The 14,762-nt window shown below is 57.9% G+C and carries 14 protein-coding genes and 3 pseudogenes; 9 read left to right on the top strand and 8 right to left on the bottom strand.

The genetic code is table 11. From position 1 onward, the window contains the following. Positions 1 to 42: 42 nt before the first annotated feature. Positions 43 to 1,227: an MFS transporter gene (locus CFBP5499_RS26345; protein WP_080830518.1), complete on the bottom strand. Its 1,185-nt coding sequence runs from the start codon at positions 1,225 to 1,227 to the stop codon at positions 43 to 45. A 127-nt stretch (positions 1,228 to 1,354) separates the two neighbouring features. Here CFBP5499_RS26345 and CFBP5499_RS26340 point away from each other — a divergent pair, with 127 nt between their 5' ends. The 6 genes from CFBP5499_RS26340 (at position 1,355) to CFBP5499_RS26315 (ending at position 7,264) form a co-directional block, all read left to right on the top strand. After that, entirely contained in the window at positions 1,355 to 2,254 is a 900-nt protein-coding gene (locus CFBP5499_RS26340; protein ID WP_130932598.1) for a LysR family transcriptional regulator, read from the top strand. A gap of 263 nt (positions 2,255 to 2,517) precedes the next feature. Continuing rightward, complete coding sequence (locus CFBP5499_RS26335; RefSeq protein WP_080830517.1) at positions 2,518 to 3,426, top strand: LysR family transcriptional regulator; 909 nt, start codon at positions 2,518 to 2,520, stop codon at positions 3,424 to 3,426. 325 nt (positions 3,427 to 3,751) lie between these two features. Beyond that, on the top strand, positions 3,752 to 4,549 hold the full coding sequence (locus CFBP5499_RS26330; protein WP_080830516.1) for an NADPH-dependent F420 reductase: 798 nt from the start codon (positions 3,752 to 3,754) through the stop codon (positions 4,547 to 4,549). A gap of 84 nt (positions 4,550 to 4,633) precedes the next feature. Then, positions 4,634 to 5,530, top strand: a complete 897-nt coding sequence (locus CFBP5499_RS26325) for a LysR family transcriptional regulator (RefSeq protein WP_175416921.1) — start codon at positions 4,634 to 4,636, stop codon at positions 5,528 to 5,530. A 204-nt stretch (positions 5,531 to 5,734) separates the two neighbouring features. After that, positions 5,735 to 6,433 (top strand): NADPH-dependent F420 reductase, encoded by a 699-nt coding sequence (locus CFBP5499_RS26320; RefSeq protein ID WP_080830515.1) that lies wholly within the window; start codon positions 5,735 to 5,737, stop codon positions 6,431 to 6,433. A gap of 63 nt (positions 6,434 to 6,496) precedes the next feature. Further along, positions 6,497 to 7,264: an SDR family NAD(P)-dependent oxidoreductase gene (locus tag CFBP5499_RS26315; RefSeq protein ID WP_080830514.1), complete on the top strand. Its 768-nt coding sequence runs from the start codon at positions 6,497 to 6,499 to the stop codon at positions 7,262 to 7,264. A 558-nt stretch (positions 7,265 to 7,822) separates the two neighbouring features. On the opposite strand, the gene CFBP5499_RS26305 is transcribed toward CFBP5499_RS26315, so the two are convergent. Together CFBP5499_RS26305 and CFBP5499_RS26300 are read right to left on the bottom strand one after the other, a co-directional pair. Then, positions 7,823 to 9,208 (bottom strand): MFS transporter, encoded by a 1,386-nt coding sequence (locus CFBP5499_RS26305; protein ID WP_080830513.1) that lies wholly within the window; start codon positions 9,206 to 9,208, stop codon positions 7,823 to 7,825. 181 nt (positions 9,209 to 9,389) lie between these two features. Continuing rightward, entirely contained in the window at positions 9,390 to 10,337 is a 948-nt protein-coding gene (locus tag CFBP5499_RS26300; RefSeq protein ID WP_175416920.1) for a dihydrodipicolinate synthase family protein, read from the bottom strand. Between the two features lie 164 nt (positions 10,338 to 10,501). Here CFBP5499_RS26300 and CFBP5499_RS26295 point away from each other — a divergent pair, with 164 nt between their 5' ends. Further along, a complete protein-coding gene (locus tag CFBP5499_RS26295; RefSeq protein WP_080830512.1) occupies positions 10,502 to 11,527 on the top strand; it encodes a LacI family DNA-binding transcriptional regulator in 1,026 nt (341 codons plus the stop codon). Positions 11,528 to 11,775: 248 nt separating this feature from the next. Here the strand turns inward: CFBP5499_RS26295 and CFBP5499_RS26290 are convergent. Next, positions 11,776 to 12,140 (bottom strand): annotated as a pseudogene (locus CFBP5499_RS26290) (OB-fold nucleic acid binding domain-containing protein); the annotation flags it as partial. A gap of 14 nt (positions 12,141 to 12,154) precedes the next feature. Between CFBP5499_RS26290 and CFBP5499_RS30630 the strand changes: the two are divergent. Both CFBP5499_RS30630 and CFBP5499_RS30220 read left to right on the top strand, forming a co-directional pair. Further along, positions 12,155 to 12,250, top strand: a pseudogene (locus CFBP5499_RS30630) (aspartate-semialdehyde dehydrogenase); the annotation flags it as partial. 96 nt (positions 12,251 to 12,346) lie between these two features. Further along, complete coding sequence (locus tag CFBP5499_RS30220) at positions 12,347 to 12,517, top strand: hypothetical protein (RefSeq protein WP_175416919.1); 171 nt, start codon at positions 12,347 to 12,349, stop codon at positions 12,515 to 12,517. On the opposite strand, the pseudogene CFBP5499_RS30915 reads toward CFBP5499_RS30220, so the two are convergent. From CFBP5499_RS30915 to CFBP5499_RS26270, 4 genes and pseudogenes are all read right to left on the bottom strand, one after another. Further along, positions 12,453 to 12,587 (bottom strand): annotated as a pseudogene (locus tag CFBP5499_RS30915) (DUF6481 family protein); the annotation flags it as partial. The gene CFBP5499_RS30220 and the pseudogene CFBP5499_RS30915 sit on opposite strands and share 65 nt — an antisense overlap. Before the next feature lie 31 nt (positions 12,588 to 12,618). Next, a complete protein-coding gene (locus CFBP5499_RS26280; protein WP_080830511.1) occupies positions 12,619 to 12,843 on the bottom strand; it encodes a hypothetical protein in 225 nt (74 codons plus the stop codon). Positions 12,844 to 12,965: 122 nt separating this feature from the next. Continuing rightward, positions 12,966 to 13,175 carry a cold-shock protein gene (locus CFBP5499_RS26275; RefSeq protein ID WP_018902430.1) on the bottom strand — a complete coding sequence of 70 codons (210 nt, stop codon included), beginning with the start codon at positions 13,173 to 13,175 and terminating at the stop codon, positions 12,966 to 12,968. A gap of 448 nt (positions 13,176 to 13,623) precedes the next feature. Next, positions 13,624 to 14,625 carry a sensor histidine kinase gene (locus CFBP5499_RS26270; protein WP_080830510.1) on the bottom strand — a complete coding sequence of 334 codons (1,002 nt, stop codon included), beginning with the start codon at positions 14,623 to 14,625 and terminating at the stop codon, positions 13,624 to 13,626. Between the last annotated feature and the right edge of the window lie 137 nt (positions 14,626 to 14,762).

Raw genomic sequence — 14,762 nt, 5'->3', positions numbered from 1 at the left:
CCGCGAAAAGGTGCCGCCGGCTTGGATTCTTGATGGGGATACTCACTTTGTCCTCCCGGCTGCGCGCCACGCGGCGAGAGATGACAGCGAGGATCCAAAAAGCAGAACCGCACTGAGAAGAAAGGTGGATTGCCAGCCGACGACATCGAACAGAAGTCCGCCGAGTGACGCTCCGGCCGTGATTGCAAGCTGGATCACGGCGACCTGCAGGCCTCCACCCGCCTCGGCGTCCTCTGGAAGCGTGCGGCTGAGCCAAGTGCCCCAGCCGACAGGCGCAGCGGTGCCGAGCAGCCCCCAGCCGATCAATGACAGGACCACGGGAAACGTCATCTCGCCAAGCGCAATTAAGATCACAGATATTACGGCCATGAGCATCGGGATGATGACGAGGACGCTGAACAGGCGACGAGACAGAAGCCTGCCTATGATCCAGGTGCCGACCGCTCCCGCAAGCCCCATGACCAGAAGGGTAAGCGACAGCGTTTCGATACTGAGCTGGGTAACACGTTCCAGAAATGGCCGCAGATAGGTGAAGAGAGCGAATTGTCCCATGAAGAGAAGCAGGATCGCGGCCATTCCGAGCGCCACATCCCGCCGTCTGAGAAGCCGGAAGAGGTTTCCTGAGGTTGCAGCGCCACGCGGAGGAAGGCTCGGAAGACTGATCCACTGCCAGATGAGCGCAAGCAACGCCACGGGCACGACGAGAAAGAACGCACCGCGCCAACCAATATAAGCGCCGAGCAGACTGCCCAAGGGGGCGGAGATTGTTGCCGCAACGGCATTGCCCGCGTTGAGCAGGGCGAGCGCCCTAGGCACCTCATCATTCGATACGAGTCGCATCACGATAGCGGTGGACATCGACCAGAAGCCGCCAATCGAGACTCCGAGCAGCGCTCGACCCAGCATCAGGAATGGATAGGACGGCGCGAAAGTCACCGCTGCCCCCGACAAGATCAGAAGTGCGGTGAGACAAAGAACCACTGCGCGGCGATCGAAGCGGCGGACAAGGATGGCGATGAACAGGCTGGTCAGGACGGCGAATATCCCTGAGATCGAGATTGCTTGTCCGGTGTTGCCTTCCGATACGCCAAGATCCGCCGCGATCGGTGTGAGAAGGCTGACGGGCATGAACTCGGATGCGATCAGGACGAAAACACACAGCGTCATGGAGAATACGGCGCCCCAAGCAGCGTAACCTTGCTCTGACTTGTCATAAGTGAGGGTCATTGATCGCTAATCCAGTCGAATTGATTTTCCAGCGTTGCAACGAAGATAGTCACGTCGTACTTTTCGGACTAGCCGTGCAAAATCGCATGGACTTATCGATATTCAACATTAATCCTGAGGCACGACGATGCAGCGCGAAGACATGAAGGATCTGTTGTGGTTCCTTGAGGTCGCAAAGGAGAAAAGCTTCACGAAGGCTGCGGCCAATCTCGGAACCTCGCAATCGACGCTGAGTCATACGATCAAGCAGTTGGAAGCTCGGCTCGGTGTTCGTCTTTTGACGCGAACAACCCGTAGCGTCGCCACCACGGAGGCGGGGGAGCGTCTGTTAAGTTCGATTGGCCCGCGCATTCAGGGCATCGAGTCGGATCTGGCGGATCTTGTCGCGTTTCGGGAGAAACCTTCCGGCACCGTCCGTCTGACCCTGTCTGACCACGCGTTGCAGACCCTGGTATGGCCGAAGCTTTCCCGCACGCTTTCTGACTACCCGGATGTGAAGGTCGAACTCTACAGCGATAACGGCATGCGCAACATCGTTGAGGAGAGGTTTGATGCAGGTGTTCGTCTGGGAGAGAGCGTCGACAAGGACATGATCGCTGTGAGGATCGGTCCCGATTGGCGGCTGCGAGCCGTCGCCTCGCCGGATTATTTTACCAGGCGCGACATCCCGAAAGTACCGCAAGAGCTCGTCGGCCATACCTGCATCAATATGCGCCAGGCGACCTTGGGCGGTTTCTACGCCTGGGAGTTCGAGAAGAACGGCCGTGAACTACGCGTTCGCGTAGACGGGCAACTTAGTTTCAACTCCTCGATCGCACAGGTCGAAGCAGCCATCAATGGCTTCGGGATCACATATGTGCCAGAGGATTTGGTCGAAGAGCACATTACTGCAGGACGATTACAGGCGGTGCTGGATGATTGGAGCCCGCCGTTCACCGGCTACCATCTGTACTATCCCAGCAGGCGGCAGATGTCCCCAGCCATGATGGTGATCGTGGAGGCTCTCAAACAACGGGCGAAGGTGTGACCTTGTATTTCGTCATCCATGTTTCAACGCCGCCGATGAGGATGATCGGTCCGCCAATCGCAGCCATGCCTTAAAGGGACTCGAACCTTCGGTCTCTCTCTAATATGCTAAGTTACCAAAAAATTTGCGAGATTGCGGGCCTGTTGTTTAATGGCACTCACATTTTAACGCCATGCAAGTTCTGGCGCTTGGTGGTGGCCCAATGATACAATGGCGGTTGTTTGAAGATTGATAAGTCCGTCCGATCGTTTCAGACTGTTGCCATGACAACAACAATAGATTTTTTAGAGATGCAGGCCTTTGTCGCCGTGGTGACTGAAGGATCTTTCACCGCCGCAGCGGAACGCCTCGAAACGGATAAGGCGCGGGTGAGCCGCATAGTGCGGCGAATGGAAGAGAAGCTCGGCGCGCGGCTTTTGAACCGGTCGACCCGGCATCTCAGCGTGACAGAAGTCGGGCGCGATTATTTCGAACGCGCTTCGTCTATTCTGGCGGCAGCTGAAGCCGCCGAAGCCGCAGTGGCACAACGGACTCAAGAACCGAAGGGCCGCCTGAAAGTTACGGCTGGGGCCGAATTTGGAACGACGCGGGTCGATGGCTGGATTGCTGAATTCTTGCGCAAGTATCCGAAGGTGACCATCGAAACTGAATACACGAACCGTCTCGTGGATATCATTCATGAAGGTGTCGATGTGGCGATCCGCATCGGTCTGTTGGATGACTCGGGACTTTCGGCCCGGAGGCTGGGAGAGCTGACATACGGCTTGTATGCATCCCCGGATTATCTGAGGAGCGCAGCATCTATCCATAAAGTTGACGACCTGAAGCTGCACGATCTCATCATGCATGCGCCGCGTGGCCGTCCGGGCTGGACCTTGGTAAATGGTGAAAAGACGGAGAAGGTGTGGCACTCGCCGCGGTGCGCCCTCGATAACACCACGGCCGCCAGGAATCTGGCGCTGTCGGGCCTTGGGATCGTGCAGCTTCCAAGATACATGGCCGAGCCGCATGTAGCTGAAGGCGGCCTTGTCAGAGTCCTGTCAGGTTGGGCGCGTGTCCCTGTGCCGGTCCACGCCGTCTTTGCGTCGACGCGCTATATGGATCCGAAGGTGCGGGGGTTTGTCGACGTCTGCCGCGATGGCTTCAGGAGTGATGTCGAAGGCTCGAGTTGAGACAATCGCTGCGCCGCATGTGTTAGATTCTAAATGGCGTGAATCCGTTCTGTTGTCACGGAGTATCTTAGCGATCTGGTCATGACGCTTCCATTTTTGAGCGACCTTGCCGCTCGGGGATTGGGTGTGCCTGCACCGCTGGCGATCCATTGTCGGCTCGAGGGACAACAGTGTGTTGCCCGCGGCTCGACTGTTAACTCCTACATCAGATTCATAACTTTGCTCGTGTCGCTTGCTGGAGCGCTCGCCGCCGAACGGCGCGCGGGACAGTGCGGGCGCATGATACCCATTGGCGGCTATCGCCTATTTAAGAAAGACATCTCATATGACACAAACAATCGGAATTATCGGCTCCGGCCTCGTAGGTAAGGCCGTCGCGCGCCTCGCGACCGCAGCTGGCTACAAGGTGGTGATCAGCAACTCCCGCGGCGCGGACACCATCAAGAACTTGATCGAGGAGCTTGGCCCGCTGGCGAGCGCCGGCACCACCGAGAAGGCCATCGCTGCTGGTGACATCGTCACGCTCTCCATCCCGATCGCCGCGACCGAGCAGCTGCCCGCCGACAAGTTTGTGGGCAAGGTCGTACTCGACCAGACGAACTACTATCCCGCATTCGGCAGCAATGACGTTCTCGACAAGGCCGAGCTGACTTCCAGCGAGCTGATCCAACGGCGTCTGCCGGGGGCGAAGGTCGTCAAGGGCATGCACAACCTCAGCTGGCTCCACATGAAGGCCAACGCGACGCCAAGGGGTTCGTCGAACCGCACGACGCTGCCGATCGCGGGTGACGACGCCGGAGCGAAACAGACGGTGACGGAGTTCTTCGATAAGATCGGCTTCGACACCATCGATGCGGGCTCGCTCGCGGAAAGCTGGCGCATTGAACCGAGCACGCCGATCTACTTTTGGCGCTACGCTCCAACGGTAGACCTGCAGGCGACGGGTCCTGAAGCCGAGCGCGCCTACACGCAACCCGGCACGCCCGTGTCTCGCGGAGATGCTCGGCGCCTGATAGACGAGGCAAAGCGCCCGTCGCCGATCGGCGGCACCTTCGAGGGCATGCCGCAGGTCCACGTCGACCTCTTCATGGCCCAGGCTAGCGCAGCGACCACAGCGACGTAATCCCCCGCCGGACGCCCCCAAGGGCGTCCGGCATTTGGCTGGGGATGCCTTGTGATTTAGACGGCGCATGACAGAATGTTGTCCATGACATCAACAATCGGCTTTTCCGAAATGCAGGTCTTCGTCGCAGTGGTAATGGAGGAGTCCTTCACCGCCGCGGCCGTTCGCCTTGAGACTGATAAGGCTCGGGTGAGCCGGATCGTACAGCGGATCGAGGAAAAGCTCGGGGCGAGGTTGCTGAACAGATCGACGCGCCGCCTCAGCGTGACAGAAGTCGGAAGGGACTATTTCGAGCGCGCCTCCTCGATCCTAGCCGCCGTAGAGGCGGCCCAGGCCGCGGTCGCCCAGCAAAGTCAGGAGCCCAAGGGCCGTCTTAAGATCACAGCGACACCAGAGTTCGGCACGACACGCGTCGACGACTGGATCGCCGCCTACTTATCCAAGTGGCCGAAGGTCACGGTGGAAGCGGTATACTCAATTCGGTTCGTCGATATCATTCATGAGGGGATCGATGTTGCGATCCGCATTGGCACCTTGCAAGACTCTGATCTGTCGGCCCGCAAGCTTGGAGAGATAACCTACGGCCTCTATGCCGCGCCTACATATCTAAGGGAAGCTCCGGCGCTCCGGACCATCGACGATTTGAAACGCCACGACCTCATTATGAAAACGTCCAGCGGTCGCGCGAGCTGGATCCTTGTCAATGGCCAAGCCACAGAGAAGGTTTCGCAAGCGCCACGCTGCGCGCTCGATAACATCGTTGCGGCCAAGAACCTGACCGTGTCCGGTTTGGGGGTGGCGCAACTTCCGCAGTTCATGGCTGAGCCACACGTGGCGGAGGGAAGCCTCGTCAGGCTTTTGCCGGGTTGGGCAAGCATACCCATGCCGGTTTACGCCGTTTTTGCCTCTACACGCTACATGGATCCGAAGGTACGTGGCTTCGTTGATCTCTGCCGCGAGGCTTTCGGGGCCCGGCAGTGACATCAGCCTGCGCTGAGCCCCCCGCTGAAACTAGAATTGTGCGTCGGAACATCCCGGTGCCCGAGCGATGATTCACCATTGTTGCTCGCGCGAGCAACAGACTGAGGTTCGTCGAGCACCTAATCTACCCCTGAGCGATATCCTACCTTCCAACCGAACCGCTCCGCGAGGAAGCGCGAACGTTGAAGTGAATAGGATATCAAAATGAAGATCGGAATCTTAAACGCCGGCAATCTCGGTAGTCGTCTGGCAAGGGCCTGGGCCGCCGCGGGCCATGAACTTGTTATTGCGAAGGACGGTGAGGACCGGAAAATCGCGCCATTACTTGCAGAACTGGGCGATAGGGCTCGGCTCGGCACGATCCGCGAGGCTGCGGAGTTCGGTGAAGCTGTTCTTTTCTCCGTTTATTGGCCCCGGGTGGAAGCGATCGTGAGCGAGGTTGGCAACGCGCTCGATGGCAAGACCGTGATCGAGACCATGAACCCGCTGGGCGTTACTGCCGACTTCGTGCACTTCCACGACCTAGAATTTATGCGCGACAACTCGACCGCGGAAGACCTGCAACGGCGGCTGCCGGAGGCACGCGTCGTCAAGGCGTTCAATCTATTGGCGGCTCCGGTGCTCGAGGCGGCTGCATGGTCAGCATCGCCGGCGCAGCCCGGTATCTTCTACGTGAGCGACGACGTTGCAGCCGGAGAGGTCACGCGAGGTCTGATCGCTGACGCCGGGTTCAAGTCCATCAACGCCGGTCCACTTGCCGGCGCCAGGCAGCTCGAACAGCTCGGCGTGCTTTTGCATCACATCGCAGACCACGAATTTGGCGGCGACGCGGATCTCGTGCGCCTGGCTCTCGCGGTCGTCGAGGCAAATCCCGGCCCGATCGCACGCAAACGGATCGCGTGAACAGGCGCGCCAACTCGTCCGCAAATCACTGAAATCACATTTTGGCTAACGAAGGGAAATTCTATGTCGCAGACTCTCAACGGAAAAACTGCTCTCGTGACTGGAGGGTCACGGGGCATCGGTCGCGCTATCGCAGAGCGTCTCGCCGCCGACGGCGCGACCGTCGCACTGACTTACAACTCCAGCAAGGCCGGCGCCGACGAGGCCGTCGCCGAGATCGAGAAATCCGGTGGCCGCGCATTTGCGCTGAAAGCTGAATTGCTGGACGCGGGCTCGATTGGGCCGTTGTTCGAGGCGCTTGATGCCGAACTCGAAAGCCGCAACGGCAGCAGAACGCTGGACATCGTCGTGAACAATGCCGGCGGCAGCGGTTTCGGCGGCCTCGACAATGCGACGCCTGAAAGCTTTGACGCCATGTTCAACGTCTTCGTCCGTGCACCCTTTTTCGTCGTCCAGGCCGCACTCAGCCGCCTGACCGATGGCGGACGGGTGGTAAACGTGTCTTCCGGTTTCGCCACACGACCCTCGCCGATGGCGTCGATGTACTCGATGGCCAAGGGAAGCATCAACGTCTTTACGCATTCGCTCGCCATGGAACTGGGTCCCCGTGGCATCACGGCGAATGCCGTTGCGCCGGGCTGGACGCGAACCGACATGAACGCGGCTGTCCGCGAAAGCGCCGAAATGGTGACCGCCATCGAATCAGATACCGCCCTTGGCCGCTTCGGCGAACCGTCGGACATCGCCGCGGTGGTGGCCTTCCTGGCCTCGGATGAAGGCCGGTGGGTGACCGGCCAGGTTATCGAAGCGAGTGGCGGCTACAGGCTCTGATCCCATGGTGAGATCAGCCCTGCAGAATTACGAGGATATCCGACGACAATGCCGGTGCTGATCTCACCTTCGAAATCTATGAAGCGTTTCCCCAGAAATATGCTTGATCGACGGGTGGAAGAAGCCGCCATGACGTATAAATCAATCGCCTAGCAGGCCACAGAGCAGGTATTTGATGGGATACAAACCATCAACCGGTGATTCCGCCATGCAGTTGAACAAATTCGAACCTACGATCCGCTTTTTCTCCGAATCCACAAAGCAGAGGCGAACCCGCCGACCTGACGAGTTTGATCAAACACGTTCATCGGCAGATCAGCTTTTGGCATCCAAACGCGTCCACTTCCACCCCCGGCAGGCCGGCAAGGCGGGGAAAACATTTAGTGTCGCTCCTTCTCCGTGCGCAGTTTTATACTGTTAAAACGCCGCCTCAGTTCCTTGCGAAAAAATAAGAGGTCCGCGGCAGGAACACAATGACGTCACAGTAGTGGAAACGCGACCGCCTCTCGGGTGACCCAAGGGGCGGTCGGAAAGCGGGTGAGGAAGCTCCGCTCGCTCCTATGGGGAGAGTTCCTCCAAAACCTTGCCTTTGGTCTCCACCGCAAACAGCATTGTCACAACGGCACCAATGACCAGAATGGCGGCAAACGTCGCGAACACATACTGGATGCCCATGGAGGACATCAAGAAGCCTACAAGCATCGGGCCGGCGGAGGAGCCGAGACGAAGCCAGGCGCTGCCCGTCCCTGTGCCGATAGCCCGCAAGCGCGTCGGGTAGATTTCCGCCGAATACAGATACAGCGAGAAAGTCACCGTCTGCACGATGGCGTAGGCAAGGCCCGCCAGGATGAGGACCTGCATCGGCGATGTTGCACCAAGCCACGCGAGAATGACGAGAGGTACCGGAGCAAGAAGCAGCGCACCCGTATACCACCGTTTACGGCCCACCCGATCGATTAGCAATGCGCAAATGACGGCGGCCACAACGCCCGCTGCAGACGTCATGAAACCATACAGAATGCTTGTTTCAAGCGGCAGGTTGAAAGTCTGGCGGTAGAGCGTCGGCAGCCATGTAATCGTCCCGTTCGCCACCATGTAGGCGCAGAACCACATCGCCCAGATCGACAGTGTGCGCTTCAGGTAGATTCCCTGGAAAAGTTCCCTCCAATCGGACTTACGCTTGACGGATGTTGCTATGACCCGAGGTTCGGGAAGCTCTTTTCCAGAGGCTCGAGCGCTTTCTTCCATACGTGTCACGATGGCGTCGGCCTCGTCATACCGACCGGTCGCCGCTAGCCAGCGCGGAGACTCTTTCAGGAACCAGCGCAACGGGATCATCAAAATGGCAGGTACCAGACCGACGACAAACATTGCTTTCCAGCCATAAAGCGGAACCATGAAGTAGCCGATCAGACCGGCGCCGACGAGCCCGAGCAGGAACATGACTTCGTAGAGCAGGAAAAAGCGACCGCGGCCTTTCGAGCCGATCAACTCGTTGATGTAGGCGCTGGCGACGGGCACTTCGCCGCCGGTGCCTATCCCCTGCACGAAGCGGAACGCCATCATCATGCCCGCGCCCGCGGCAAAGAGGCAGGCAACATCCATGCTGACGAACAGGAGAATGGTGAACAACAGAACTTTGAGCCGACCGATTTTTTCCGCGAGCCAGCCAAACAGGATGGCGCCGATGAGTTGCCCCAGATATCCCATCGATAGGATCATTCCTGTCTGAGATGGAGTGAGCCCCCACTCGCGGACCAGAACAGGCATCGCGTAGGCTATGGCGATCACCGTATAGCCGTCGAAGAACGTCGCCGCTCCAACGATGTTACGGGCCCAAAAAACTTCTCTTGTGATAGGAAGGCGCTCCAGTCGGGCGCTGATGTCGGCCTGCGGATCGGCAACAGCCGTCGCGTCAGCCATCTGTGGCTGCATGATATTCATGATTTCCTCCTCGACCCGTCGCCTTTCTCGCTCCCGGCTACGGATACGCTCCCTGCGTTGTTGCTACGATGTTTCGGCGTTCCTGTCAGAGATAAACTTGTTCCTGCGCGGACCTGCTGCTTTGCTCAGGCCGGCCCCCTTTGGTTTGCCGCCCCGAGCGCTTGCAGGGGGCGGCAAAAGATCATTCAGCGGCCAGCAGCTGCTCGACGCGGCCAATGCCGGCTGCCTCGAAGGCAGCAAAGATTTCCTGCTCCGCCTTTTCGCCGAGGTTCTTCAAAGGCTCGCGGATCGTCGCATGATCGAGGACTCCGCGGTGCACGAGGCCGAGTTTCAGGGCGACAGTGCCTTCCATATGTGAACCACGGTGGTAGACTGCACGGGTCACCGGGAGCAATTGTTCGAAGATCTTGCGCGCTTGCGGATAGTCCTGTGCCTTGCCCGCCTTGATCAGATCGATCAGAAGCTCGGGCGCGATATTGCCATAGCCGACGAGTAAACCGTCGACATCGAACATCGTTGGCAGAAGCCATTCGTCGTGGCAGCTGAGGACCTGCAGGTTCGGATTGGCCTTCTTCAGCTCGGGGATTTCGACATACCAGCGCTTCATATTGCGCACGCCGTTTTTTGTCGCCACGACACCGGGCTGGGTGGCGATTGCCAGCTGCGTATCCAGATCATAGGACGCCTTGGTCACATCCGGATACTGGAACAGGATTTCCTGCAGGCCCGATTCTTCCCAGATCGCCTTGTAACGGTCCTGTGGTGCACCCTTCTGGAAACCGAAGCGAAGCCAGCCGTGGTTAGGATAAACGAGCGCGCCGGTGGCACCGGCAGCCTTGCACTTCTTGGCTTCTGCCGCAGCCACCCGCGTACCTTCCCCGGTAATACCGGCGATGATGGGCAGCGAACCGCCAACAGCATCAACGTAAATGCGGATGAGTTCCAAGCGCTCGTCTTCAGTCAGGAACGTGCCTTCGCCGGCATGGCCGAGAATGACGAGGCTCTTTACGCCATCCATCGAGGCAAGCCACTTGGCGATTTTTGCATTGGCTGCGTAGTCGACCTCACCATCACGCGTGAAAGCGGTGACGGGTGCCGGGCTGAGGCCGCGAAGATCCATGGGTTGCATCTGATTTCTCCTCCTTATCAGCTGCTGTCCTTAATCGACCAGCAGACGGGATCGTTAATGGGAACGTTCCCGTTATCGATCTGAATTGTTCTGGAGTCAACCGCGTTTTTCGTGCAATGTACTCGGCGTGCGCCCGGCAACAGACGTGGAATGGAAAAAAGACAATGGAATCAAAAGAGCGTCATCGGCAACCGCGCGTGACTGTTCACAGTGTTGCCGCTGCCGCGGGAGTGTCGAAATCGACTGTCTCACGCATCCTCGACGAGCGGCTGCCGCGGTCGGACAGCGAAACAGCCAAGCGTGTGCGCAAGATTGCGGCGGAACTCGGTTACGTGAGGGATGTTTCGGCTGCAAGCTTGCGACGCGGTAACACGATGACGATCGGCGTCATCGTTCCGCGGTTAACGGATACCGTCATGGCGATGCTGTATGAGGCAATTGTCAAAGCTTGCGCCCGGACCGGACGGTTTGCCATTGTTGCGACGACCGAGGATAAACCACAGGCGGATCGCCTGGCAGCGGAATCGCTTCTCAATAGAGGCGTCGATGGATTGATATTATCCACCGCGCGTGATGATGACAGTTTCCCCGATGAACTGAGAGAACGGGGTGTCCCCTTTGTACTGGCGCTGAGAACGGATCGTCACAGCCTCTCTGCGGTGGGCGATGATCGGCTCGGTGGCTATCTTGCGACGCGTCATTTACTGGATTTGGGCCATGAGCGGATAGGCTTGATTGCGGGTCCAGACTATGCATCCAGCGCGACCGGACGCGTCGACGGATACAGGCAGGCCCTTGAAGAGGCATCAATTGCAATCGATCCCGGCCTGATCATCCCGTCGACATTCAGTATCCAGTCGGGAGCAGAAGCGGTCACGAAGCTCATGGCACTTGGCAATCCACCGACTGCAATTTTTGCCGTCAACGACAATACCGCGATCGGCGCGCTCTCGGCATTGAACAAGGTGGGGCTCTCTGTGCCGGATGACGTCTCCCTGGTTGGCTACAACGATATACCGATCGTCAGCCATCTCTCGACGCCACTCACAACACTCCGCGTTCCCTTTGATCAGATCGCGGCCAACGCGCTCGACTTGCTCACGCATACAACTGCCGTCCGTGAAAGCAAAATTCTCGTGTCAGCCCCAACTTTGATCCCGCGCAAATCGACAGCAAGGCTCCACGTTTAGTTCGAGCAGACACGTTTTGCCTGCAAGGGCGAAAGGTTTGGCGACCGCTGAAGCCAGTCAGGGGAGCTGAGCAATAATGCTCGAGACGGAAAAACCGCTTTGCTTGCTTTGATTTCGACCGGCGCAGAGGCGACATGACGCACCGCCGGCGCAATGTCTGTGCGGCAGGCATCAGGATGGCATCGATAGCTGACGTCTTCTTCGCCTTGAACCAAATTGAACCTCCGGCCGCTAATTCAGCAACAAGGTCACTGAAAATTCCGGCTCGTCACCTTCAGCGTATCGATATGAAGATCGGGCACGAACATATCCCGCGGGACAACGGGCTTCGGCCTGTCTCGCGAATCCTGACGGCCGCCGCCGTGGGAGAACTCATACCCTCGCCCAGTCGGCAGCTTGAAGTCCGTCTCCCGATCAGCCAGACCAACTAGATCCGTGACAGGTCTAACAGTTGCTGCGCGACCAGATGGAGGACCTCCCCTTCCCGCTGAATGCGTCCGTTGATCGCCATCATCGAGGATCCGAGCACCACACGCCGGCGCTTCTCAAACAGCGATGGCCAGACAACGACATTGGCAGGCCCCGTTTCGTCTTCGATGGTGATGAACATCATCAGAGATAGTGTGCCTCGATGGCCCTTTGCATTCCGTCAGCTAGAGCCATCAGCACCTCAAAGGGCCGAACGAATGGCGATGCGTTGAAAGCGAATTCAAGCTTCACTAAGGGCTTGAAACTAAAATCTGCTATTCCTAGCTCTTCCGCGGCCGGGGCTTGAAGAGCTCGGTCTTTATTCGCACGTCTGTTCAGAGTGACGTTAGAATGGAAAAGACATACGATTTTATCAAAGATCTTGACGTGACAAAGCGGGAGGAGTTTTTCATCGATATCGCTCGCACCCTCGAGCACACAGCAAGGGACGCTTTCAGCGCTCCGCCTGCCTGGCGGCTTGAGATGGCCCGGCCGCCGTCTTTGCTGCTCGGTATGCCGTGAGAAGAGTTGCTTTGGCGTCTGCAGCGGCGGAGCGTCGGTCGGTAAGGTCGTTGTTTCTGGCGTGTCTCAAATTTCTATCCTGACTTTTGCGTTTGGGATGATCAACTGGACTTCGATCGTTTGGCAAGTAGCGCGGATGTAGGGGAGATCCGGTCAGCTTTCTCCTTGGCGAGGCGCGCTTCGCGCAGCCTGATGGTCTTGGCATCGCGTGCCTGAGCCGCGGATTGGAGCTCTTCCGCCGCATTGTTCTTGGTGAAGAACGCCGTCTGAAGACTGCCGAAGGCCGCCTCGGCCTGCTGGCGAGATTTACTATATGTCTCTGTCATTGATTTCCTCGACGTTGGCCGTGAGGCGAAACGGAAAAGGCCAGGCGAATTGCCTGGCCTTAAACTGATAATTGCTCCCGGCAGTGCCAGTACATCCGTGGTCAAAGGGGAGCAGATATCGATTAAGCGGACTGCAGATTGCAGGCCGACATCTTGCCCGACTTCATGTCGCGCTCGAGTTCGAAGCCGATCTTCTGGCCTTCGACGAGCTCGCGCATACCGGCGCGCTCGACGGCAGAGATATGAACGAAGGCGTCAGCGCCGCCGTTGTCAGGCTGAATGAAGCCGAAGCCCTTGGTGGAATTGAACCATTTTACTGTGCCAGTGGTCATGAAGACCCTTTCAAAGCATAGATTGAGGAACCGCGAAGCTGTTGCCACGCAGACGAAAAACCGACTATTTTTGAAAGAGAAATTCGCTTAAAACGCGGTGCCAATCACGCGGTAGACAAAGCTCGGCAAGCAAAAGATCGATGACTGAGACATAGGGGGCCGCGGCTGAAACGTCAACCTTTAATTTTCAGAAGAAGGCCTTCACCCCTTTTGGTTGTGGCCGTCTTTGAGGTTGTGGTTCGCCGGTGAGATTCTCGAAGCGGTCATCGAGGCCGTTGATCTAGAGAATAGCCACCTGATCCTGCCAGCTTTTATGGCCATACCGTCTCATCCGCGTGCTTCCGGCCAAGGGGGCGTTCGCTAATTTTCTCGCTTGTCGCACACATGCTGATCGAGCGAAATATCCCAGGATGCAAAGCTTGATCACACTGAATCTACGGCCCTGGCTTCATGCAGAGAGGCGGCTTTCGTTCATCCTAAGGGTAACCACCACGCCGCCATCGGTCCAGTCATAGGCTATCGATCCGCCCAACTGCCCGGAAATCGTCCTCTGCAGCAGTTTACTGCCGTATCCTTCGGAAGACCTTGGCTGCGGATCACCCTTACCCCCATGTTCGCTCCAAACGATCTCGACATTGTCTTCGACAAGCGCGCCGGAGATGTCGAGTAACCCTGTGTCGTTAGACAGTGCACCGTATTTAAGCGAATTGGTGGCCAGTTCATGGATGACCAGCGCGAGATTGGTTGCTGCTTTTTCCCCTAGCCCCATGCGTGGAACCGAGACGCGGATACGGCCAGCAAACGCACCGACATCGTTGTAGGGCGCGAGCAGCACGGCAAACAGGTCACCCAACAAGGCAGCCTTGCCCTGCCCGTCCGGAAGAGGACGCACCAGTTCGTGCGCACGACCAAGGGCGGTGAGCCGTTGTGTCAACTGCTTGGCCATTTCCTCTTTCGTGTCGGTCGATCGCGATGTGATCGTCGTCAAGCCGGCCGCCAGCGCGAGCAGGTTCTTGACGCGATGGCTCATTTCGCCTGCAAGGAGTTCATGACCTTCCTCAGCCTGCTTTCGGCCCGTGACATCCAAAAAGACGCCAGTCATCTTCTTGGTGGCGGTATTGCCCTCGTTGCCTTGGCCTCTGGCAGAAATCCATCGAACGTCAGAGGCGCTCGTCAAGATCCGGAAGTCAATTTCGAAAGGGCCATCAATGCCCCGGGTCGCATTAAATGCCGCGCGTACCCGATCCCGGTCCGCCGGATGCACTTTCGCGGAAAGGTGCTCAAAGGTTAGGTTGGTTTCAACCGGGATGTCCCACAATTCATAGGCCTTCGTATCCATAATGAATGTGCCGTCGTCGACCGTCCAGGTCCACAATGCGACGCCAGCCGACTTGATGGCTCGCAGAAGCTCCTCAGTTGTCCATTCCGGTTGCGACTTCGCCTGGCTCATTGTCGTATCTCTTCCACCAGATGCAAAAACTGTCATTCGCCAAGAACTAGCGGGCTAGACAAGCGTTATCAATGGCCAAAGTAGACAATGCGATCTCCGGTGAAAGTGATGATGGTAAACTCGGATCAGTATCAGGA

Source organism: Agrobacterium tumefaciens (assembly GCF_005221325.1).
In the GTDB taxonomy this organism is placed as follows: Bacteria; Pseudomonadota; Alphaproteobacteria; order Rhizobiales; family Rhizobiaceae; genus Agrobacterium.
The sequence above is the reverse complement of the archived record's forward strand: the minus strand, read 5'-3'. Positions and strand labels throughout refer to the sequence as shown.

What these genes read in the sequence shown, in the direction of transcription:
- CFBP5499_RS26325 (WP_175416921.1), top strand. Translation starts at nt 4,634, where the DNA reads ATGACATCAACAATCGGCTTTTCCGAAATGCAGGTCTTCGTCGCAGTG.
- CFBP5499_RS26315 (WP_080830514.1), top strand. Translation starts at nt 6,497, where the DNA reads ATGTCGCAGACTCTCAACGGAAAAACTGCTCTCGTGACTGGAGGGTCA.
- CFBP5499_RS26335 (WP_080830517.1), top strand. Translation starts at nt 2,518, where the DNA reads ATGACAACAACAATAGATTTTTTAGAGATGCAGGCCTTTGTCGCCGTG.
- CFBP5499_RS26275 (WP_018902430.1), bottom strand. Translation starts at nt 13,175, where the DNA reads ATGACCACTGGCACAGTAAAATGGTTCAATTCCACCAAGGGCTTCGGC.
- CFBP5499_RS26330 (WP_080830516.1), top strand. Translation starts at nt 3,752, where the DNA reads ATGACACAAACAATCGGAATTATCGGCTCCGGCCTCGTAGGTAAGGCC.
- CFBP5499_RS30220 (WP_175416919.1), top strand. Translation starts at nt 12,347, where the DNA reads ATGGAAAAGACATACGATTTTATCAAAGATCTTGACGTGACAAAGCGG.
- CFBP5499_RS26295 (WP_080830512.1), top strand. Translation starts at nt 10,502, where the DNA reads ATGGAATCAAAAGAGCGTCATCGGCAACCGCGCGTGACTGTTCACAGT.
- CFBP5499_RS26280 (WP_080830511.1), bottom strand. Translation starts at nt 12,843, where the DNA reads ATGACAGAGACATATAGTAAATCTCGCCAGCAGGCCGAGGCGGCCTTC.
- CFBP5499_RS26300 (WP_175416920.1), bottom strand. Translation starts at nt 10,337, where the DNA reads ATGCAACCCATGGATCTTCGCGGCCTCAGCCCGGCACCCGTCACCGCT.
- CFBP5499_RS26340 (WP_130932598.1), top strand. Translation starts at nt 1,355, where the DNA reads ATGCAGCGCGAAGACATGAAGGATCTGTTGTGGTTCCTTGAGGTCGCA.
- CFBP5499_RS26320 (WP_080830515.1), top strand. Translation starts at nt 5,735, where the DNA reads ATGAAGATCGGAATCTTAAACGCCGGCAATCTCGGTAGTCGTCTGGCA.
- CFBP5499_RS26305 (WP_080830513.1), bottom strand. Translation starts at nt 9,208, where the DNA reads ATGAATATCATGCAGCCACAGATGGCTGACGCGACGGCTGTTGCCGAT.
- CFBP5499_RS26345 (WP_080830518.1), bottom strand. Translation starts at nt 1,227, where the DNA reads ATGACCCTCACTTATGACAAGTCAGAGCAAGGTTACGCTGCTTGGGGC.
- CFBP5499_RS26270 (WP_080830510.1), bottom strand. Translation starts at nt 14,625, where the DNA reads ATGAGCCAGGCGAAGTCGCAACCGGAATGGACAACTGAGGAGCTTCTG.